Origin of the sequence: Stutzerimonas stutzeri, from assembly GCF_051028275.1 — a bacterium.
Taxonomy (GTDB): Bacteria; Pseudomonadota; Gammaproteobacteria; order Pseudomonadales; family Pseudomonadaceae; genus Stutzerimonas; species Stutzerimonas stutzeri_AS.
Genome location: NZ_CP069269.1, coordinates 1,608,345 through 1,629,013, shown reverse-complemented (window position 1 = coordinate 1,629,013; position 20,669 = coordinate 1,608,345). Strand labels below are relative to the sequence as shown.

Below are 20,669 nucleotides of genomic sequence, written 5' to 3'. Positions count from 1 at the left end.
TTGCAGCTCGAGGGCTGATTTGATGGATATCGATCTACTTACAAACATCTTTTACGCGATGATCCGGACTGGCACGCCGCTGCTGCTGGTGGCGCTTGGCGAGCTCGTCTGCGAGAAGTCCGGCGTTCTGAATCTCGGTCAGGAAGGCATGATGTTGTTTGGCGCAGTGGCCGGATTCATTGCCGCCTTCGCCACCGGCAGCCTCTGGCTTGGCGTGGTGTTCGCCTGTCTCGGGGGCATGCTGCTTTCGCAGCTGTTCGCGCTAGTGGCGCTGGGCTTTAACGCCAATCAGGTGGCCACCGGGCTGGCCCTGACCATCTTTGGTGTCGGCCTGTCCTCATTCATCGGCGCGGGATGGGTCGGAAAGCCTCTGGCTGGTTTCGAGCCGGTCGCCATTCCGCTGCTGAGCGATATCCCGCTGATCGGGCGGATGCTGTTTGCGCAGGACCTGCTCGTTTATTTGTCGTTCGCACTGTTCGCCCTGGTGGCCTGGGTACTGCTGAAAAGCCGTGTTGGGCTGGTCATTCAAGCAGTCGGCGAGAACCCCAACGCGGCAAGCGCCATGGGACTTCCGGTAATGCGGGTTCGGGCGATGGCCGTGCTGTTCGGTGGTGCCATGGCCGGCTTGGCGGGCGGCTATCTGTCGCTCGCCTATACCCCTATGTGGGCCGAGAACATGACGGCGGGCCGCGGCTGGATCGCTCTCGCGCTGGTCGTCTTCGCCAGTTGGCGAGTAGGTCGCGTGCTGCTTGGCGCCTACCTCTTCGGCCTTGCCAGCATCCTGCATCTGGTCGCGCAAGGGATCGGCTGGTCGATTCCTGGCAATCTGCTGGCAATGCTTCCCTATGTGGCGACCATCTTGGTATTGGTCCTGCTGTCGCGCGATGCGATCCGCACACGTCTTTACGCGCCAGTGTCGCTGGGACAGCCGTGGAAGGCTGGGCATTGAGCACTTGCACAACTGCCCGGTGAGCTGGAGACAGGCCTCGAAACAGTCAGCCGGGCGCACCCTGCACCATTGTGAATCTCACCGTTGCGAATCCCAATATCGATCTCGTCACGCTATCCTCTGGCCCACCGCTTCGCAACAGAGGACTTCCAATGGACAAAACCGTACTCATCGTCGGTGCATCGCGCGGCCTCGGGCTGGGCCTGGCCAAGCAATTTTCCAACGAAGGCTGGCAAGTTATCGCCACGGTACGCAATCCGCAGCAGGCCGACGCGCTCGCCGAAATCCCCAAAGTACGTGTCGAAACGCTCGACATGGCCGATGCGGCGAGCGTAGATGCGTTGGCCGATCGCCTTGGCAACACTAATCTGGACGTATTGTTCATCAACGCCGGTGTCGCCGGCCCACAGAGCAAGTCAGCGTCGCAGGCAAGTGAAACTGAAGTCGGTCAGTTGTTCTATACCAATGCCGTTGCGCCAGTGCGACTCGCCGAACGGCTCCAGCCTCTTGTGGACAACGAGCAGGGCGTCATCGTCTTCATGAGTTCGATCCTTGGCAGCGTCGAAACCGGTCCTGGGATGGGCATGTCGCTCTACGGTGCAAGCAAGGCCGCGCTGAACCATTTGACCCGTACCTTCGTATCCGAGCTGGGCGAGACTGAACTTACGGTGCTTTCCATGCACCCAGGCTGGGTCAAGACCGACATGGGCGGTGACCAGGCGCCGCTGGATGTCGAGACCAGTGTGCGTGGCATGGTCATTCAAGTAACCCGTGCGCTGGGGCGCGGCGGTCACCAATATCTCGACTACCGAGGGGAGCCGTTGCCCTGGTAAGCGGATAGGTGTGATCAACGTCACCTGCATCGGGACTGGGTCTGCGCTGCTGCATCAGCGCAGACAAGTCGCTTCTGAATAATCACTGCCCTGCCCTGGGGCAGCTCAATTGAATGACGCACCACTAACGTTCCGGCTCCGATCGCTTAGTGGCGCTTCATGGCATGCGCAAGCCGACAACACGGCGATCTGTCCATCTGGTCAGCTTTTTGCAATCTGACTGGCAGCCGCTACGGCCTTAGCGTCATGACACACAGGAGCGTCATTCACATGCAGAAAAAACCACGGAGCGCCTTGCTGCGCGGCCTCGCCGTCGCCATCGGCTTTACTACCGCCCTTACATCCGGCGCAGCCTTTTCGGCTGACCCGCTAAAGGTAGGCTTTGTTTATGTAGGCCCGATTGGTGACCACGGCTGGACCTACCAGCACGAAATGGGTCGCCAGTACTTGGAAAAGGAGCTCGGTGATCAGGTCAAAACGACCTTCGTGGAGAACGTCGCCGAAGGCGCTGACGCCGAACGGGTGATCCGCAACATGGCCAAAGGTGGCTATGACCTGATCTTCACCACCTCTTTCGGCTACATGAACCCGACACTCAAGGTCGCCAAGCAGTTTCCCAAGGTGACCTTCGAACACGCCACCGGCTATAAGCAGGCCAAGAACCTGGGTACTTACCTGTCGCGTTCTTATGAAGGCCGTTACGTCGGCGGCTTCCTGGCCGCCAAGATGACCAAGAGCAAGAAGATCGGCTACATCGCTTCGTTCCCGATTCCTGAGGTCATCCGCGACATCAACGCCATCCAGCTGGCGCTGGACAAATACAACCCCGGCACAGAGATCAAGGTGGTGTGGGTGAATTCCTGGTTCGATCCGGGCAAGGAAGCCGACGCCGCCAACGCATTGATCGACCAGGGCGTGGATGTGGTCTTTCAGCACACCGACAGCCCGGCACCGATTCAGGCAGCCGAGCGTCGGGGCGTCTACTCGGTAGGTTACGCGTCCGACATGGCTCATTTCGGACCTAAAGCGGTGCTGACGTCCATCGTTAATGACTGGGGCCCGCACTACAGCAAGTCAGCAAAAGCGGTCATCGATGGTAGTTGGAAGCCGCAGGATTTCTGGGGCGGTCTGGCCGAGGAAACCATCAGCCTGCCGATCAGCGACCTGGTGCCGGCGGAGGTGAAATCCGAGGCGGAACAGATCATCGCCAATATCCGTAGCGGAGCGTTTCATCCGTTCACCGGCCCGATCAAGGATCAGTCCGGCACCGTGCGCATCGCTGAAGGCGCTACCGCCAGCAACGCTGACCTGGCATCAATGGACTACTACGTAAACGGCATCACCGCCGAGCTGCCGAAATAACACAACAGGTCATTGAATCAGCCGCGCCGCACTGGCGCGGCAATCGGAATTTGCCATGCCGTCCCTCCTCCCGGAGAACCGCGGGCAAGGGGCAGTGCCCTTACGGCTGCAGGTACGAGAAGACCGCAGCGTTCATTCCTTGGAGTCACCCATGAATACACTCCCCATCATCGACATCGCGCCGCTCTACGCCGCAGAACAAGACGGCAGGCAGGAGGTGGCTCGACAGATCGACACGGCGTGCCGTGACTGGGGCTTCTTCTATATCCGCAATCACCCGATCAATGCTGAGCGTATCGCTCAACTCAAGGTCGCCGCCGAGCAGTTCTTTCGTCTGCCAATCGAGCAAAAACTGCTGATCGACATCACCCAGACCATCCATCACCGTGGGTACGGCGCTATAGCGACCGAACAACTGGATCCTGCGAAGCCGAGCGATCTGAAGGAAACCTTTGACATGGGTTTCCATATGCCCTGTGATCATCCGGACGTTGTGGCAGGCAAGCCGCTGCGTGGGCCCAACCGCCATCCCGACATCGACGGCTGGCGCCCTCTGTTCGAGCAGCACTATCAAGACATGCACGCGCTGGCCTGTACACTGCTGCGTGCCGTGGCCGACGCCCTTGGGGTCGAACCGGACTTTTTTGACAAGCGCTTCATCGAGCCGATAAGCGTTTTCCGAATGATTCACTACCCGCCGCGCCAGACCGCCACCTCACCCGAGCAGCAGGGCGCCGGGGCGCATACCGACTATGGCTGCATTACCCTGCTCTACCAGGATCAGGCTGGCGGCTTGCAGGTGCAGAACGTCAGCGGAGAATGGATCGATGCACCGCCGATCGAGGGAACGTTCGTCGTCAACATAGGCGACATGATGGCGCGCTGGAGCAATGATCGGTACAAGTCCACGCCGCACCGGGTGATCAGCCCGATGGGCATCGATCGATATTCGATGCCCTTCTTTGCCGAGCCGAATCCCGACACGCTGATCAGCTGCCTGCCCGGCTGTCAGGGCCGGGACAATCCCCCCAAATATCCGGACACAACCTGCAGCGCCTATATGCTTTCCCGCTTCGCTGAGACCTATGCCTACCGGCGAGATCCTTCAGTCGCGGCGGGTTGAGCACATCCGGTTTGCGCAGTCCCGGTGTAGGGCGTGAGTAGCGAAGTCGCTATGGAAGTCAGACAGGCGGCCGGTGTGGCGCCTTCCGACAGCTACTCTCTCGATCGGATGCATAGGCGCGTACCGAGACCGCAACGGGTAAGATGGTGCCGTCTGGGCTTGAATGATCGCCATGTCCTTCTCCGTATCTCCCATCGGCTTCGTCCACTCCTGTTTCAAGGAGAAATTCGCCATTCCACGCCAACCGCAACTGGCACCGGCTGCACGCGGCGTACTGGAACTGGTCGCACCGTTCGACCAGGCCCATGCGCTGCAGGGGCTGGAGCACGTGAGCCATGTGTGGCTCCTGTTTCTTTTTCATCAGGCGATGGAAGCCGAACCTCGCCTGCGGGTACGCCCGCCGCGCCTGGGGGGTAATCGAATGGTGGGCGTTTTCGCGACACGCGCGACGCATAGGCCCAATGGCATCGGGCAGTCAGTGGTGAAGCTCGAACGAATCGAGCCGGGCCGCCTGTATCTGTCGGGGATCGACCTGCTCGATGGGACGCCTGTACTAGACATCAAGCCCTATGTCCCCTACGCCGACGTGATCCAAGATGCGCGCAACGGTTTGGCGGAGGATGCGCCGGGTCTCATCTCAGTCTGCTGGACCGAGACCAGCCTGCAACAGGCGCGCGATGAAGCGTCTAGACTGGGCGAGCCGCTGCAAGCGCTGATCGAGCAATGCCTGTCGCAGGACCCTCGACCGGCCTACCAGACGCCTGCACCGGAGCGTCGCTACGGCACGCGGCTTTGGGATGTCGAGGTACGTTGGCACTACCCCGACCCGTCGACCATTACCGTGTTGGAAGTGGCACGAACACCCGGCTAGGCTGGCCTGTACTCCCTGCATAGCCTGGCCAGCAGTTGGGTGGCCACGTAGTGGTATACGAACCAATCTCCCAGCGAAGTGACCGTTATGCCCACGTTCGTCGGTATCTACATTTATCCAGACGTCGAGGTCCTTGATTTTACGGGGCCTTACGAGGTGTTCACGACCGCGACGCGGCTGGCATTGCGGGACGGTCAGCCACCCCCCTTCTCGACCGCAACGATCGCTGCGCGCAAAGGCTTGGTTCGCGCCAGGGCCGGACTGGTCGTGCAACCCAATTTCAACTTTGCCAATCACCCGGCCATCGACCTGTTTATCGTTCCAGGCGGCATAGTCACAGCGGAACTGGACAACCCAGATGTGGTGCGATGGATTGAGAAAACCGCTGCTCAGGCCGGCCTTACCGCCTCGGTCTGCACGGGCTCCTTCCTGCTGGCGAAGGCCAACGTGCTATACGCGCACAGGGTGACCACGCACTGGGAAGATATCAGCGAGCTGAAAGCGATGTTTCCACTGCTGAATGTGGTCGAAGGCTGCCGCTGGGTGGACACTGGACGCTACGTGACCTCGGCAGGCATTTCTGCCGGCATCGACATGAGCCTGCATCTGGTCGAGCGAATCGCGGGCCGCGAGCTGGCCGAAGCCACCGCGCGGCAGATGGATTTCGATTGGCGCAAGAACGGCTGACCGTAAACTGCGCCAACGCTATCAGGCACGGGTCAGCTCGTTATTTTGGCGCCGGCGTTAGCAGTAACCTGCGGGTGCCATAAACCTTGTCCAGATTTTCGGGTTTGAATGGGAAGCTCATGTAATTGCCTTCCAGCCAGGCTTCGATGCCATCGGCATAGTGGGGGCTGGCCGGATTCCCGGACTGACCGGTGCTATTCAGTCCGATCATGGGTTCATCGCGGCCGAAGTCGACGATGATCCGCATTGCAGGTATCAGCCAGGTATCGAAGTTGTCGCCCCAACGGTAGGCCGATACGTTCAGGGTGCTGTGATCGCCACCGGCCGCGACCGGGCCCCGATCCAGATACCCGCCGATCGCACCGATTCCGGCACGCTGGCTGGTCGACATGTAGGGTGCCAGTTGCGTGGTGCCCGACTTCCAGGTGTATGTGTGCAGCTTTCCCCATTGCCATCCGCTTCGGTCAGTGCCCAGGGCGGACTCCATGCGGCTGACCGACGCCGCAAGCGAGCGCGCCAGAATTGCTGGCTTGTCTTCCTTGCCCGGCGTGCTGATGTCATTCCAGAACGGGCTGTCGTCGCGACCGAGAAGATGGTCGGCTTGTGCAGAATAGGAAGCGTTCGCGGTCTCGACCAACGCCTTCCACGCGGGAGAAGTATCTGGCCCTAACTCATCGAGAAAGGTCTGACGCGCCGCCTCCATCAGGAACGCTTCATACAGCGCAGCGTCTGCAGAATCGGCGGCGAGCTTGCCATCAAAGCGCAGAACGGCCGTAAGCGCTTCCCGTGCCCTGCGCTGGTCAGGCTCGGCAAGCGCATCGATGGCCGCCTTGAGTGGCTCTGCCATGCCTGGTGCCTGGAGCATCGTCTGTAGCTTGGCAGTAAAGGTCGACGTCTGGTCGTACTGCATCGCGATCACGCTGCGTGTGTCCTGCTTGCCTTCAGCAAGCAGTTCGGCAATACGCTCGGCGCGCTCCGGGTAGTACCATGAGTTGGACAACTGCATGCCATAGCCCTTGGGCACGGTGCGCTGATTGGCAGTTCCGAGCCAGCCTTGCACCGGATCCTGATCATAGGGATGCAACATCGGATCGGCATAACCATCCCAGTCATAACGCCCTTCCCAACCCGGCGATGGGATCAGGCCCACGCCCTCACGTCGATTGGGATAGCGCCCGGTCACCTGCCAGCCGGTGCTCTGCTGATCGGCAAACACGATGTTCAGCGCGATAGCCCGGATGTCACGTGTCGCCTCGAACGCCTGATCCACCGATTGCGCACGGGTCAGGTCGAAAAACGAGTCGAGCGTCCGATCTGACTCGAACTGGTTGGTCTTCAGGGCAAGTCCGTAGCCGCTGCTCAACCGCAGCGGTTGCAAGGGATGTTTGCGCTCACCTAAGACGCTGTTCAGCAGCGGCCCGTTGCGGGTCTCGTAGATCGTGTCACGGACTGGGCGTGCGCCCTTTACAATGAAGGTCTCATGTCGCTCGCGAGCCGGCACCCACTTCCCATCGGCCAGATACAGCAAGCGGCCGCGTTCGCGCCGGACCTGTTCGAGAAACAGATCCTGGGTATCGCCCATGACCATGGTCATGCCCCAGCCCAACTTGCCGTTGAAACCGGCGACCACGGCAGGCACGCCGGCAATCGTCACGCCCGCGGCCTGAAATTTCGGCGAACGAATCTGCACGAAGTTCCAATAAGACGGCATCGACAGGGGCAGGTGCGTGTCATTGGCAAGGATTGGCTTGCCGCTCCGAGTATGGCTGCCGGAAATAGCCCAGTTATTCGAAGCGGCGACGCCCAGCATGTTCAGCGAGGCGACTTGAGCGGCGGTCCTCTCAAGCGCTGCAAGCCCAACGATGTCACCACTCAGTGTCAGACCTTTGAGCTTTTCTGCCTCCTCAAAGGGCAACGGCTCATCCGGATAAGTAGGCAGCAGCCAGGCAACCTTATCCGCACCGACTTTCTGCGCCATGACCAGTGAAGCGATTTCCTCCTGAAGATTGACCGCCAGGCCGAAGTTCAACAGACAGAACACCAGTGCCGAATCTTCGGCCTTCCAGTACTCCGGCACATACCCTGCGGCGGCCAGATCCATGGGCAACTTGTCGCGATGGCGGAACAGGTAGGCGTTAACGCCTCTGGCATACACCTCGAAGAAACGCTTCATCCGCGGCGAGCTTTCCTGATACAGAACCGCTGCGCTTTTACGAAGATTCACAGCCCGCATGAAGCGATCCACCTCGAGCACGCCGGGGCCGGCCATTTCAGCCAAGCGCCCTTGGGCCATCAGCCGCATGCTGACCATCTGACTCAGGCGATCGGTGGCGTGTACATACCCCAGCCCGAAGAGCGCGTCATGGAAGTTCGCCGTTTCGATCAGCGGCATGCCCAAGGTATTGCGACGGATGCTTACGCTTTTATCGAGACCCGTGATGGCCTGAACGCCTTCCGCGGGCGGCAGGCTATCGCTGTAGCGACTGTCCAGATAGGCGCGGCAGCCACTAAGGCTCCCGGTCACCAATGCAGCGCCCAGAGACAGGCGAACCAGAAAAGACAGCGGACGCAGTGGCATCAACGGCTCCTTGCAGGCAGGGCAGTACAGAAAAAAATCAGAATGGGATGTGCCGTCGCGCTCAAGCGGCTTGGTAATTCTTTGGCAAGGCTTCATCGAGCAGCCAGCGGGCGGAGCGTCTCGCCTCGGCTTTATGCTGCAGTTCGAGCGCACTGAAGCGAGCTTCATGCTGGCGGCGTACAGAGCGATCCAGCGCTTTCCAGGCATCATGCGTCGGAACCTGAGCTGTTTCCTCGAAAAGCACCTGGAAAACCTGGCAGCGTGGATCCTGACCCAGCGTAGCGTCGTAGTTGTCCAACAGGACCTTGATCCGGATCGCGCCTTCGATCAGGGGCACCTGCTCGGCAAGCAGGCTACCGGCGAGCACGCGTAGATCTGCCGCAAGCGCTGCATGTTGCTGCGCTTGCATTTCCGCCAACTGCTGCTCTCTACGCCATACCTTGCGCCATAGGTGCAACGCGTATCCCGCCAGAGCCGCAATCAGCAGGCCAGCGATGAGCAACAGGATGGCGAAGGGTGTCATGCTCGGTTCAGGCTCCGTGGCACTTCTTGAACTTCTTCTCGCTACCGCAGGGGCAGGGATCATTCCGGCCAACATCCTTTAGCGGATTACGGACCGGATCGTGGCTGTGGTTGCAATGCGGACCGTGGACATGACCGTGGTCGTGGTGCGCGTGGTCGTGATCATGATTGCAATCGGGACCGTGCACATGCGTTTCGTGGTTCATCGGTACTGCTACTCCGGTATAAAGTTGCCGGGGATTATCTCGCCATTGGTTGAGATGTGCACGCGCCGCCCGAGCATTAGACCGGTTTTCAACTCACCATCCAGACGATAGGCGATCGGCCGGTCCGGCTTCTCGAGCAAACGAACGACATATTTCATGTGGCGCCAGAGATTGGTATGGATCGGCACCTCGTAATACTCGAAGCCGTGCGCCGGGACGGTTGCCCAGCCGCTGGACTCACCGCTGGCCAGCTCAACATCGTTGAGGTGGACGGTGTACACCAGGCCACGGACCGGCAGGCTCTGCTCGTTGGGATTATCAATACGGAAGCGCAGCATGAATTGCTGTTCAAGAAGCCTGGCTTTGATGATCTCGACGTTCTTGAGTTGGACGCGGGGGTCCTGAAAGTCGCTACTGAACCACGTTGAACAGCCTGTGAGACCGGACAACAGGCTCAACACCACCACCATTGCGGATATTCTTTTTATGGGTGCGTAGCAAAGCATTCCGGTACTCCAAAGGACGACCAAGTGTAGCAAGCAGCGAATTGCCCGCAATGGGTTGTTTGCCGAAATTAGCAGCAATGCGCTACGACTTTGCTACCGCTTCGACTATTGACGGCTCGATGCGTCCAAGCTTTCGATCGCCTCGTTACTGGCTCGCATCGTGGGAAGATCCATAGACTCACCCTGCCAGTGCGCGACCCAACACCCTGCGCATCTTGCCGACCCCTTCTGCCAGCGCAGCCTCGATTTCCGCCATGGTAATTATCCCGGTTGACTTACCTGCGGCTGGGTTGACTACGAGCGCAAGGCAGGCATACGGGAGTTCGAGCTCGCGGGCAAGCACAGCTTCGGGCATACCGGTCATCCCGACGATATCGCAACCATCTCGTTCCATCCTGGCGATTTCTGCGGCAGTCTCCAGGCGCGGGCCCTGTGTGCACCCGTAAACGGCGTGACTGCTGAACAGGTAACCCTCGGCTGCGAGGCCGGCAATCAGTCTTTGGCGCAGGCCCTCGTCATAAGGATGACTGAAATCGACATGCGTAACATGCTCGATATCGCCTTCGAAAAAGGTCTGCTCCCGGCCATAGGTGTAATCGATCAACTGATGCGGTACGCACAGGTGACCGGCACCCATTGCCGCATGGATGCCGCCGACCGCGTTCACTGCAATGATCGCCTGTGCGCCGACGCGCCGCAGCGCCCAGAGGTTGGCGCGATAGTTGACCTGATGAGGCGGGATACGATGCGGATGTCCATGCCGGGCCAGGAACAGTACCTCACGCCCCGCATATCTGCCTCGGAGTATGTCGGCCGAAGGCGAGCCATACGGCGTGTCCATGGGCACCGCTTCAAGCAACGTAAAACCAGGCAATTCGGTTAGGCCAGTGCCGCCGATAATGGCGTGGACAGTCATCAGTTTTCCTTGGTCAAACGATCAGCTCGGCCGCTTTAAGCATGGCGATGGAAGCACGCCAACGCGGATCCTGCTTGTACTCCAGTGAGCCAGAAGCCCGGCTGCGCATTGCCGCTAGCGCAGCTGACGGCTGCGCCCCCAGGCGCTGCAACGCCGAGAGCGCCAGCTCCGCAGCGCCTCTGTCATTGCAGACCAGCCCCATGTCGCAGCCTGCTGACAACGCTGCTTCAATTCGGCTCGCGGCATCACCGGCCACATGCGCACCCGCCATCGACAGATCGTCACTGAAAATCAAGCCACGGAAGCCAAGCTCCTTTCTCAGGATTTCCTGCAGCCAGCGCGGGGAAAACCCGGCGGGCCGATCATCAACCCGCGGATAAATCACATGCGCAGGCATCACCGCATCAAGCTCTCCCGCCAGCTGACGGAACGGTACCAAATCGCGTGCGCGAAGCTCGTCCAACCCACGCTCGTCGACTGGAATGGCAACATGAGAATCAGCCTCAGCCCAGCCATGACCGGGGAAATGTTTGCCAGTGGCGGCCATCCCGGCACGGTGCATACCCTTGATGAACGCACCAGCCAGTTCGCTGGCACGTTCCGGATCACCTTCGAATGCTCGTGAGCCCACCACAGCGCTGCGCTGATAATCCAAATCCAATACGGGTGCGAAGCTGAAATCCAGACCCACGGCAGCCACTTCGGTCGCCATTACCCAGCCGCAGGTTTCGGCCAAACTCACTGCATTCGCATGAGATGCAAACTCGCGCATCGCCGGCAACCGCACAAAATCACGCCGCAGTCGCTGAACGCGCCCGCCTTCCTGATCGACAGCTAATAACAGCTCAGGGCGCACCGCACGGATGGCACGACAAAGCTCCTGAACCTGACTGGGGCTTTCGATATTTCGGGCAAAGAGGATCAGCCCACCTACTTCTGGCTGGCGTAATATTTGTCGGTCCTCGGCGGTGAGCCAGGTGCCGGCAATGTCCAGCATCAATGAGCCTTGCATGTTTAATCCTTAGTTCAGCATTGCGCTCGACCAATCCGGGCATGCCGCTTCGCCGATGTATACGGCACAACCAGCTGGCACACGGGGGAATAGTTCAAGCAGGTCTGCATTGCGCAACCTTATGCAGCCGTGGGAGAGCGGTATGCCCATAGGCTCGGTATCAGGCGTGCCATGCAAATAGATGTAGCGGCGGAAGGTGTCAACAGATCCCATGCGGTTGTAGCCCGGCTCGCAACCACTTAGCCAGAGAATGCGGGTCAGAATCCAGTCGCGCCCCGGAAACTGGTCATGCAACTCAGCGCCCCACACTTCCCCGGTCCAGCGCCGGCCGCGCAGTACGGCACCGGAAGGCAGCCCATCACCAATGCGGGCGCGCACCCTATGTAGGCCACGAGGCGTACAGCCGGAACCGTTACGCTCACCTGCACCATTACGTGCGGTGGAAACCGGTATACGGAGGCGCAGGCACGAATCAGCAAACCCGTACAGTAGCTGGTCAGCGATCGAGATATGGAGGAAATCGAGGTCAGTCATGGGCGACTAGCTTAGCTGATCGCTACCTGAGCATGCACGTTAGCCCTTGGCGGGCATCGCTATTGCGTTACGTCGAGCAATGGGATGGGCCTGCGCCAGGCCTGGATCAGCTACGCCGGAATCGGCACGCATACCCGCTGCGAGAAACGGGACCATCATGCGCATGACCTGCTCGATTGAGGTCCTGGCACCGAAATCGTTCTCTGCGATAGCCCGCAGCGCCTTGATTCCCGACATGCTGAAAGCCGCAGCACCAAGCATGAAATGCACTCGCCAGAACAGCTCGATTGGAGGGATTGACGGTGCGGCTTCATGCACCCGATGCATATAACGGCGGAACACCTTGCCGTACATGTCCTCGAGATATCGACGTAGATGCCCCTGGCTCTGACTGAAGGAAAGTCCCAGCAGACGCATGAAGATGGACAGATCGTCCCCGCTGCGGGGCGTCACTGCCAGCGCCTGCTCGACGAGAATTTCCAAAAGCTCTTCGAGGCTCTCCTTCCGGTCCGACTGAGCCTCACGCCTATCCAGCTCACGTTCGAGACTCGCGCAAAATGGACCGAGAAAACGCGAGAAAACCGCCTGGATGAGGGCTTTTTTTGAGCCGAAGTGATAATTCACCGCAGCCAGATTGACGCCCGCCTTGCTGGTAATCAGACGCAGCGACGTCTCGGCGAACCCCTTCTCAGCGAACAGTTGCTCCGCTGCATCAAGAATACGCTCGACTGTTTCGGACTGCGCCATGCCTTCTCCCCCGACGAACAACTGTTTGAAACTTACGTTTCAAACTACCTCAAGTCAATAAAGATAACGTCGTGATTCGACCACGACCTTGCAAGCTTGCATCAAGGCCTCTAGACCCACAACCAAACAACGATTGCCAACCCTCTGACACTGTATATAATCCCAGTCACTGTATATAAGAACAGAGACCCTCCATGATCAAGCTGACCCCACGACAGTCGGAAATCCTCGGGTTCATCAAGCGCTGCCTTGAAGACAACGGCTATCCGCCGACACGTGCCGAGATCGCTCAGGAACTGGGTTTTAAATCGCCCAACGCCGCGGAGGAACACCTCAAGGCGTTGGCACGCAAAGGCGCTATCGAGATGACGCCCGGAGCGTCCCGCGGGATACGGGTTCCCGGCTTTGAGCCTGCTGCAGAAGAAACCGGGTTACCGGTAATCGGGCGAGTGGCTGCCGGGGCACCAATCCTGGCTCAGCAGCACGTGGAGGAGTCGTGCCAGATCAACCCAGCCTTTTTCCACCCGAAAGCCGATTATTTGCTACGTGTACGAGGCATGAGTATGCGTGACATCGGCATTTTCGATGGCGACTTGCTTGCTGTTCATACCACACGCGAGGCGCGCAATGGCCAGGTCGTAGTCGCTCGGATCGATGATGAAGTGACGGTCAAACGCTTCAAGCGTGAAGGTGACAAGGTCTGGCTCCTAGCCGAGAACCCCGAGTTTGCCCCAATTGAGATCGACCTTGAGCAGCAGGAACTGGTTATCGAAGGCTTGAGTGTCGGCGTTATCCGCCGATAAACAACCTGCTACCCAAGCGAGCTAAGCCCAAGGCCCGCTTGAGGCAAAGCGTATCAAGTCGAAACACTGGGAAGCTAGCCCTAACTTCGATACGAATTTCTGAATAAACGGTTTTCACAGGCGTTTAACGGTTAAACGAAGTAATGGCGAAGCAGGTACGTAACCATAGGCCTGCTAAGGAGAGGTTCATGCAGTACCATCACCATCCCACCGCGGCCAAACCACCGCAGCTTTCCTTGTTTGATGGGCTGGTTGCTCATCGCCTGACTCCATTTGAAGAAGTCGAACGAGCCACGCAGGCTGGCATTGATTGCTTAAGCGAGATGACCTTCAGCGGCAGCAGTGATCATTGCAGGATGCTGCTGGCCCCGATGATGCGCGAGCTCAGCGAAGCGGCAGACATACGGTGGCTTACTTTGATTGAACCTCCCGCTTCCCTGTCGCAGAACTGGCTGAGGGAAACCGGCCTGAATCGAGACCGGATACTCTTGCTACAAGCCCGCAAGACCCAAAGCGCTCTTGAGCTAGCATGCAAGGCACTGGTATCGGGCTGCAGCCATACGGTAGTTACCTGGTTCCCACGCCTCGACAAGGCGAGCCGCCTGAAGCTGCAGGTGGCGGCAGCACAGGGCAACGCACAAAGCCTGAACATACGCCTCGTCAGCTGAATTCTCTCACCGGCACATGGACGTGCCGAGCCGCAGCCAGACGCCTCAAGGCTCAATGCAATACACGCGGCCCCTCTTCTTCCTCCCGCTCAAGATCACCTTCCGACACGCGCCCAGCCATCTGCACACCGACGTTGAACATGGCCTTGGCAATTTCAACATGCTGACCTTGCAAGAACGCCTTGGCATCATCAGAAAAATCTAGCGTCACCAGTACGCCTTCATCTTCGGCACGACGCAGCACAATGCTGCCGTCGGGTAGCTCGACGATTTCCAGAAAAGACGTTGGCATGAGTCTGCTCCCCGTGAAACGGCGCATTGTAACAGCCGACCAGGCAAGCAGGCAGCCTTTGGGTTAGTTGATTGCCGAGCGACGCCAAAACTACGCGACTGATTGCCTGCGAAGCAGATGCGCCTTGCCACGGTCGCACAGTAGGATGGCGTCCTACCTTGGATCGGACCGAAGAATGACCGCCAGAACTTTGCTACTGACATTCTTGGCGATGACTGCCTTTGCCGGTAACTCGCTGATTTGCCGGGCCGCACTACGAGACAGTCAACTAGACCCAGCCAGCTTCACAGCACTGCGCCTTCTCGCGGGGGCGCTGACGCTGTGGCTGCTGTTGATTCTTCGCAAAGGCCCATCAGCCATGGCGGGTAGCTGGTATGGCGCGCTCATGCTTTTTGCTTATGCAGCGTCTTTTTCCTACGCCTATCTGCATCTTGACGCCGGAGCCGGCGCACTGCTCCTTTTCGGAGCCGTACAATTGAGCATGATCGTTTGGGGCTTGATTCAAGGTGAACGCCTGCATCCAGGGCAGACGGCCGGGATGCTCCTGGCAGGGGCTGGGTTGGTTGCGCTCTTACTTCCAGGCACGAGCGCACCACCTGTATCTGCCTCGCTGTTAATGCTACTGGCTGGCTGCGCCTGGGGCGCCTATTCGCTACTAGGAAAGGGAACGCCCGATCCCCTGGCCTCCACGGCGGGTAATTTCATCCGCACCCTGCCATTCGCCATACTGCTATGCCTGCACGTAATGGACGGGCTGAAATGGGACAGCAACGGGGTCATCTACGCGCTGCTATCGGGTGGGCTGATGTCCGGTGTCGGCTACGCCATCTGGTACGCCGCAATGCCTGGTCTGGCGGCCATCCAGGCGGCCAGCGTTCAATTGAGCGTGCCGTTGCTTACCGCATTGGCCGGGAGCCTTCTGCTGGGGGAGCCCCTGACCGGAGCGGTTGTCTTCGCCGGCCTTGCCATTCTTGGAGGGATCGCCCTGGTCCTGCGATTCAAGTATCGGAACTGACGCAACGAACCATGTCGGACCTCAGGCCGTCACTGTTACCACTCGGTAAGAGATTCACGGAAACGTAAGGCCAGCGCTTTCAGCTCACGCCGCCAGGCTTCCACTTGTTCCTGCGACAGCGACGGCGGCTGTTCATCAACGCTGACTGCCTCGATCAGGGGCATGGTCGGATCAGTTTTGGCCTTAGATGGCGCGCGCGGGGGTTCGAACAGCGATGAATACGCCTTCAGCAATTGTGCCAGCCAGGTTTCGGAGTGTTCGGCCAACTCAATCAGCTCAGCGAGCTCCGGGCTGGGAGACGCCCGCTCAGCAGTGGGCACCAGAAACAGCTCCGCACGCGGCGCGCCAGCTGTCGGCAAGCGGTAGTAGCCGGCAATCTCATGGCAAAGTCCCAACAGCGCGCCGTACAGATGGAAAAGGCTGGCCTCTCGCTCTGCCTGGATCAGGCCTGGAGCGTTCAGTGCGCCCTTTTGTTCAGCCCGTCGCCAATTCTCGAGCGCCAGCCCGGCGAAGTAGATTTTCTGGTTGGTTCGGGTGTACAGCTCGTGCGCCATGGCGACAGTCTCCCAGTAGATGATAACGCGACGGGGCCAAGCCGCAGCCAGCCTGAACCCGACGCTGCCGCTTATTTACCGGTGCTCTTGTCCTCGACCTTCCATTTGCTTCCATCAAAGAACGCCTTCCAGCCAGTCGGCTTGCCGTTGACCTCGGTCTGCACGTACTGCTCTTTGGTCTTTCGACTGAAGCGGATCACGGCTGGACGACCCTCAGGATCCTTCTTCGGTGCGTCGAGCAGGAAGTGATATTTAGGATCGATCTCTTCCTTGTGCGGCAGTAGCTCCTGCACCAATGGGGCGCGCGTCTCGCGATTCTTCGGAAACTGACTGGCAGCGAGGAACAATCCAGATGCACCATCACGCAAGACATAAGTGTCGTCCACCTTCTCGCACTTGAGCTCCGGCATCTTCACCGCATCCATCTTCGGCGGCGCAGCCTCACCGCTGCGAAGCAGCTTGCGCGTATTCTTGCATTCGGCATTGGTACAGCGGAAGAACTTGCCAAAACGGCCTGTCTTCAACTGCATCTCGCTGCCGCATTTGTCGCATTCGAGACTTGGGCCTTCGTAGCCCTTGATACGGTACTGTCCCTCTTCGATCTCGTAGCCGGTGCAGTCAGGATTGTTGCCGCAGATATGCAACTTGTGCGTTTCATCGAGCAGGTAGGCATCCATCGCCGTGCTGCAGATCGGGCAGCGGTGCTTACCAAGCAGTACGCGGGATTCGGACTCACCCTCATCGTCCGCGGCAATCTCGTCGCCCGGAATCAGGTTGACGGTGGACTTACAACGCTCTTTGGGTGGCAGGCTGTATCCCGAGCACCCCAGGAACACGCCGGTCGAGGCCGTACGAATCATCATCGGCCGACCACACACCTTGCACGGAATATCGGTCAGGGTTGGCTGGTTGGCACGCATTCCGTTATCGCTGGCTTCGGCAACCTCCAGCTTCTTCTTGAAGTCACCGTAAAACTCGTCAAGTACGTGCTTCCACTCGCGCTCACCCTGGGCAACATCGTCGAGATTCTCTTCCATCCCGGCGGTGAAACCATAGTCCATCAGATTGTTGAAGCTCTCCGAGAGGCGCTCAGTGACGATGTCGCCCATCTTCTCGGAGTAGAAACGACGGTTTTGCAGAGACACATAGCCACGGTCCTGGATCGTCGAAATAATCGCCGCATAGGTCGAAGGACGACCGATACCGCGCTTTTCCATTTCCTTGACCAGGCTTGCTTCGGAGTAACGCGCCGGCGGCTTGGTGAAGTGCTGGCTGGGGTCGAGCTTGATTAGCTTCATCCCGTCACCCTTGTTCATATCCGGCAGTACGTCGTCTTCACCGCTCTTGCTCTGCTGCGGCATGACTTTGGTGTAACCGTCAAACTTGAGGATTCGGCCCTTGGCACGCAACTCATAATCGCCAGCGGTCACGGTGACGCTGGTTGAAAGGTATTGAGCCGGCGGCATCTGACATGCAACGAACTGGCGCCAGATCAGGTCATAGAGGCGCTCGGCGTCGCGTTCCATGCCGGCAAGTTGGGCTGGGCGCAGATTGACATCAGACGGGCGAATCGCCTCGTGCGCTTCCTGAGCGCCTTCCTTGCTGGAATAGAAGTTGGGCTTTTCCGGGAGATACTTGCTGCCAAACTCGTCCTCGATGAAGCCGCGCACCATGGTCAGCGCGTCTGCCGACAGGTTGGTCGAGTCGGTACGCATGTAGGTGATATAGCCCGCCTCGTAGAGACGCTGCGCCATCATCATGGTTTTCTTCACACCGAATCCCAGACGGTTGCTCGCCGCCTGTTGCAGAGTCGAGGTGATAAACGGTGCGGACGGCTTGCTGCTGGTCGGCTTGTCCTCACGCTTGGTAACGCTGTAGCTGGCTTCCTTGAGCTTTTCGAGCGCCGCCATCGCGTGCGCTTCGTTGAGCGGCTTGAAGGCTTCGCCATTTTCGCGTGCGACTTCGAAGCGGACTTTGGAATTCCCGGCTGTGCTGAGGTCTGCGTGCAGTTCCCAATACTCTTCCGGGACGAAGGCTCGGATTTCCCGTTCACGCTCGACCACCAGCTTCACGGCAACCGACTGAACACGCCCAGCCGAAAGCCCGCGGGCAATCTTCGACCAGAGCAACGGCGAAACCATGTAACCCACGACACGATCCAGGAAACGCCGCGCCTGCTGTGCATTCACGCGATTGATGTCGAGGTCGCCTGGTTTGGAGAACGCGTCTTGGATCGCCTTCTTGGTGATCTCGTTGAACACTACGCGCTTGTAACGACTGTCATCGCCCCCGATAGACTCGCGCAGGTGCCAGGCGATCGCCTCCCCTTCTCTATCCAAGTCGGTTGCGAGGTAGATGGTGTCGGCCTCCTTGGCCAGTTTGCGAAGCTCCTCGATGACCTTTTCCTTGCCAGGAAGGATCTCGTACTTGGCCTTCCAACCGTGTTCCGGATCGACGCCCATACGGGTAAACAACTGGCGCTTGGCCTTCTCCTTGGGCGAAAGCGCAGGCGCCTCGGCTGCAGCAGCCTTGCCGCGATTGGCCGGTTCGCGGGCACCCGAACCGCTGGTGGGAAGGTCGCGGATGTGGCCGATACTCGACTTCACCACGTACTGGTTGCCCAAATACTTGTTGATTGTCTTGGCCTTGGCCGGTGATTCCACGATGACCAGCGATTTACCCATGGAGAGGAGAGTTCCTGAATCGAGAGGTGAACTGAGAGTAAAAATAGTCGGCAGGGAAAACGTCAAGTGACGCCGGACCGCCGTTGAGAAGCGAAGCAACACAGATCCTGAGCTGCATCGGGAGCCTGCCTGTGCTCCGTGAATCCTTCAAACCCGCCAAAAATCCTTTGGCAGCCGAGCTGCCCGGCGGTTTTTTTAATGCCTCGGACCGAGAGAGTTACCTTCACTCTGTCCGAAAAGCACCGCTATATATAGTGGCGATGGAGCTGAGGTCAAGCGCAAGGGTTAAGCCAAGCTGCCCGAAGCGCCCTCAAAAACGACTCGTTTCGGCTTCGATCAGGGCAAATCGCGGTAGTGTTTCACCCTCGACCTCGACCGTTTCGGTAAACATCGAAAGCGGACGTACCCAGAGCCCGAAATCGCCGTAGAGCGCCTGATAAAACACAACCTGCTCTTCGGTTTCCGAATGCCGCGCAACGGCATAAACCCGGTACTCCGGTCCCTTGTAATGACGATAACGCCCTGGCGTGACCAGCATTTCGTTTACCTCCAACGAACCACCCATCAGAAATGAAAAACCGGGGCGCATGGCCCCGGTTCCCTGTCCACCAACAGCTTAGACGCGTTCGAACACCGTGGTGATACCTTGACCCAGGCCGATGCACATGGTCGACACGCCCAGGGTGCCGCCGTTCTGCTTCATGACATTCAACAGAGTGCCGGAGATACGCGCTCCAGAGCAACCGAATGGATGACCCAGAGCAATCGCGCCGCCATGAAGGTTGACCTTCTGTTCCATCTTGTCGAGGAGCTTGAGGTCCTTCAGTACCGGCAATGCCTGAGCGGCGAAGGCTTCGTTGAGCTCGACGTAGTCAATATCATCCATCGTCAGACCGGCACGCTTGAGCGCTTTTTGGGTAGCAGGCACAGGACCATAACCCATGATGGCTGGATCGACGCCAGCAAGTGCCATGGAGCGAATAACGGCCATCGGCTGGATGCCCAGATCCTGAGCACGTTGTGCCGACATGACGATCATGCAGGAAGCACCGTCAGTGATCTGCGAAGACGTACCCGCCGTAACGGTGCCGCCCTTCGGGTTGAATGCAGGCTTGAGCGCCGCCAGACTTTCCAAGGTGGTTTCCGGGCGAATGGTTTCGTCGTAGTCGAAGACCTTGAGGAAGCCGTTCTCGTCGTAGCCTTCCATCGGGATGATTTCATCCTTGAACAGGCCATCGACGGTCGCTTTGTGCGCAAGACGGTGCGAACGCTCACCGAATGCATCCTGCTGCTCACGGGTGATGCCATGCATCTTGCCCAGCATTTCAGCCGTCAGGCCCATCATGCCGGACGCCTTCGCGGCGTACAGCGACAGCTGCGGGTTCGGATCGACGCCGTGCATCATGCCGACGTGCCCCATGTGCTCGACACCACCGACTACGAAGACATCACCGTTGCCGGTCATGATCGCCTGGGCAGCAGTATGCAGCGCGCTCATGGAGGAGCCGCACAGCCGGCTGACGGTCTGGGCAGCACTGGTGTGCGGGATGCGGGTCAGCAGCGAGGCCATACGGGCGACGTTCCAGCCCTGCTCCAGGGTCTGGTTGACGCAACCCCAGATCACATCTTCGACTTCGGCCGGGTCGACCTTGGGGTTGCGCGCCAACAAGCCATCGATCAGGTGCGCGGACATGGTCTCGGCGCGGGTGTTGCGGTGCATGCCGCCCTTGGAACGACCCATTGGGGTACGGCCGAAGTCGACAATGACGACGTCTCTCGGATTAAGGCTCATATCTCTTTATTCCTC

At 59.1% G+C, this 20,669-nt stretch carries 22 protein-coding genes; 9 read left to right on the top strand and 13 right to left on the bottom strand.

Annotated elements, in window-relative coordinates:
* Positions 1-22 precede the first annotated feature (22 nt).
* From JQR87_RS07565 to JQR87_RS07540, 6 genes are all read left to right on the top strand, one after another.
* The gene (locus JQR87_RS07565; RefSeq protein ID WP_407291223.1) at positions 23-949 is read left to right on the top strand and encodes an ABC transporter permease; all 927 of its coding nucleotides are present in this window, start codon (positions 23-25) and stop codon (positions 947-949) included.
* Between the two features lie 152 nt (positions 950-1,101).
* Positions 1,102-1,782, top strand: coding sequence for an SDR family oxidoreductase (locus tag JQR87_RS07560; RefSeq protein ID WP_407291224.1), 681 nt, complete (start codon positions 1,102-1,104; stop codon positions 1,780-1,782).
* 270 nt (positions 1,783-2,052) lie between these two features.
* On the top strand, positions 2,053-3,144 hold the full coding sequence (locus JQR87_RS07555; protein ID WP_407291226.1) for a BMP family ABC transporter substrate-binding protein: 1,092 nt from the start codon (positions 2,053-2,055) through the stop codon (positions 3,142-3,144).
* Between the two features lie 151 nt (positions 3,145-3,295).
* Positions 3,296-4,267 (top strand): 2-oxoglutarate and iron-dependent oxygenase domain-containing protein, encoded by a 972-nt coding sequence (locus tag JQR87_RS07550; protein ID WP_407291227.1) that lies wholly within the window; start codon positions 3,296-3,298, stop codon positions 4,265-4,267.
* Positions 4,268-4,439: 172 nt separating this feature from the next.
* Positions 4,440-5,138, top strand: a complete 699-nt coding sequence (tsaA, locus tag JQR87_RS07545; protein WP_407291230.1) for a tRNA (N6-threonylcarbamoyladenosine(37)-N6)-methyltransferase TrmO — start codon at positions 4,440-4,442, stop codon at positions 5,136-5,138.
* An 87-nt stretch (positions 5,139-5,225) separates the two neighbouring features.
* A complete protein-coding gene (locus JQR87_RS07540) occupies positions 5,226-5,825 on the top strand; it encodes a DJ-1/PfpI family protein (RefSeq protein ID WP_407291232.1) in 600 nt (199 codons plus the stop codon).
* 40 nt (positions 5,826-5,865) lie between these two features.
* Here JQR87_RS07540 and JQR87_RS07535 read toward each other — a convergent pair whose 3' ends face one another.
* The 8 genes from JQR87_RS07535 to JQR87_RS07500 all read right to left on the bottom strand — a co-directional run bounded on the left by JQR87_RS07535 (position 5,866) and on the right by JQR87_RS07500 (position 12,846).
* Entirely contained in the window at positions 5,866-8,403 is a 2,538-nt protein-coding gene (locus JQR87_RS07535) for a penicillin acylase family protein (RefSeq protein WP_407291234.1), read from the bottom strand.
* 61 nt (positions 8,404-8,464) lie between these two features.
* Positions 8,465-8,926 carry a DUF2489 domain-containing protein gene (locus JQR87_RS07530; RefSeq protein WP_407291236.1) on the bottom strand — a complete coding sequence of 154 codons (462 nt, stop codon included), beginning with the start codon at positions 8,924-8,926 and terminating at the stop codon, positions 8,465-8,467.
* A 7-nt stretch (positions 8,927-8,933) separates the two neighbouring features.
* Positions 8,934-9,131 carry an SEC-C metal-binding domain-containing protein gene (locus JQR87_RS07525; RefSeq protein WP_102834641.1) on the bottom strand — a complete coding sequence of 66 codons (198 nt, stop codon included), beginning with the start codon at positions 9,129-9,131 and terminating at the stop codon, positions 8,934-8,936.
* Positions 9,132-9,139: 8 nt separating this feature from the next.
* Entirely contained in the window at positions 9,140-9,637 is a 498-nt protein-coding gene (locus tag JQR87_RS07520) for an LEA type 2 family protein (protein ID WP_407291238.1), read from the bottom strand.
* A 178-nt stretch (positions 9,638-9,815) separates the two neighbouring features.
* The gene (locus JQR87_RS07515; protein ID WP_407291240.1) at positions 9,816-10,553 is read right to left on the bottom strand and encodes an S-methyl-5'-thioinosine phosphorylase; all 738 of its coding nucleotides are present in this window, start codon (positions 10,551-10,553) and stop codon (positions 9,816-9,818) included.
* Positions 10,554-10,566: 13 nt separating this feature from the next.
* Positions 10,567-11,565, bottom strand: a complete 999-nt coding sequence (gene nagZ / locus JQR87_RS07510) for a beta-N-acetylhexosaminidase (protein ID WP_407291242.1) — start codon at positions 11,563-11,565, stop codon at positions 10,567-10,569.
* 9 nt (positions 11,566-11,574) lie between these two features.
* Positions 11,575-12,099: a L,D-transpeptidase family protein gene (locus JQR87_RS07505; protein WP_407291244.1), complete on the bottom strand. Its 525-nt coding sequence runs from the start codon at positions 12,097-12,099 to the stop codon at positions 11,575-11,577.
* A gap of 39 nt (positions 12,100-12,138) precedes the next feature.
* A complete protein-coding gene (locus JQR87_RS07500; RefSeq protein WP_407291246.1) occupies positions 12,139-12,846 on the bottom strand; it encodes a TetR/AcrR family transcriptional regulator in 708 nt (235 codons plus the stop codon).
* Positions 12,847-13,040: 194 nt separating this feature from the next.
* Here JQR87_RS07500 and lexA point away from each other — a divergent pair, with 194 nt between their 5' ends.
* A complete protein-coding gene (lexA, locus tag JQR87_RS07495; protein ID WP_407291248.1) occupies positions 13,041-13,649 on the top strand; it encodes a transcriptional repressor LexA in 609 nt (202 codons plus the stop codon).
* Positions 13,650-13,837: 188 nt separating this feature from the next.
* Complete coding sequence (gene sulA, locus JQR87_RS07490) at positions 13,838-14,317, top strand: SOS-induced cell division inhibitor SulA (RefSeq protein WP_407297786.1); 480 nt, start codon at positions 13,838-13,840, stop codon at positions 14,315-14,317.
* 52 nt (positions 14,318-14,369) lie between these two features.
* Here sulA and JQR87_RS07485 read toward each other — a convergent pair whose 3' ends face one another.
* A complete protein-coding gene (locus JQR87_RS07485) occupies positions 14,370-14,609 on the bottom strand; it encodes a hypothetical protein (RefSeq protein WP_407291249.1) in 240 nt (79 codons plus the stop codon).
* A 175-nt stretch (positions 14,610-14,784) separates the two neighbouring features.
* Between JQR87_RS07485 and JQR87_RS07480 the strand changes: the two genes are divergently transcribed.
* Positions 14,785-15,624 (top strand): DMT family transporter, encoded by an 840-nt coding sequence (locus tag JQR87_RS07480; protein ID WP_407291251.1) that lies wholly within the window; start codon positions 14,785-14,787, stop codon positions 15,622-15,624.
* 35 nt (positions 15,625-15,659) lie between these two features.
* Here JQR87_RS07480 and JQR87_RS07475 read toward each other — a convergent pair whose 3' ends face one another.
* From JQR87_RS07475 to fadA, 4 genes are all read right to left on the bottom strand, one after another.
* A complete protein-coding gene (locus JQR87_RS07475) occupies positions 15,660-16,178 on the bottom strand; it encodes a DUF6586 family protein (protein ID WP_407291253.1) in 519 nt (172 codons plus the stop codon).
* 71 nt (positions 16,179-16,249) lie between these two features.
* On the bottom strand, positions 16,250-18,862 hold the full coding sequence (gene topA, locus JQR87_RS07470) for a type I DNA topoisomerase (RefSeq protein ID WP_407291255.1): 2,613 nt from the start codon (positions 18,860-18,862) through the stop codon (positions 16,250-16,252).
* A gap of 310 nt (positions 18,863-19,172) precedes the next feature.
* Positions 19,173-19,400: a DUF1653 domain-containing protein gene (locus JQR87_RS07465; RefSeq protein WP_407297788.1), complete on the bottom strand. Its 228-nt coding sequence runs from the start codon at positions 19,398-19,400 to the stop codon at positions 19,173-19,175.
* 78 nt (positions 19,401-19,478) lie between these two features.
* A complete protein-coding gene (gene fadA, locus JQR87_RS07460; protein ID WP_407291257.1) occupies positions 19,479-20,654 on the bottom strand; it encodes an acetyl-CoA C-acyltransferase FadA in 1,176 nt (391 codons plus the stop codon).
* Positions 20,655-20,669 lie beyond the last annotated feature (15 nt).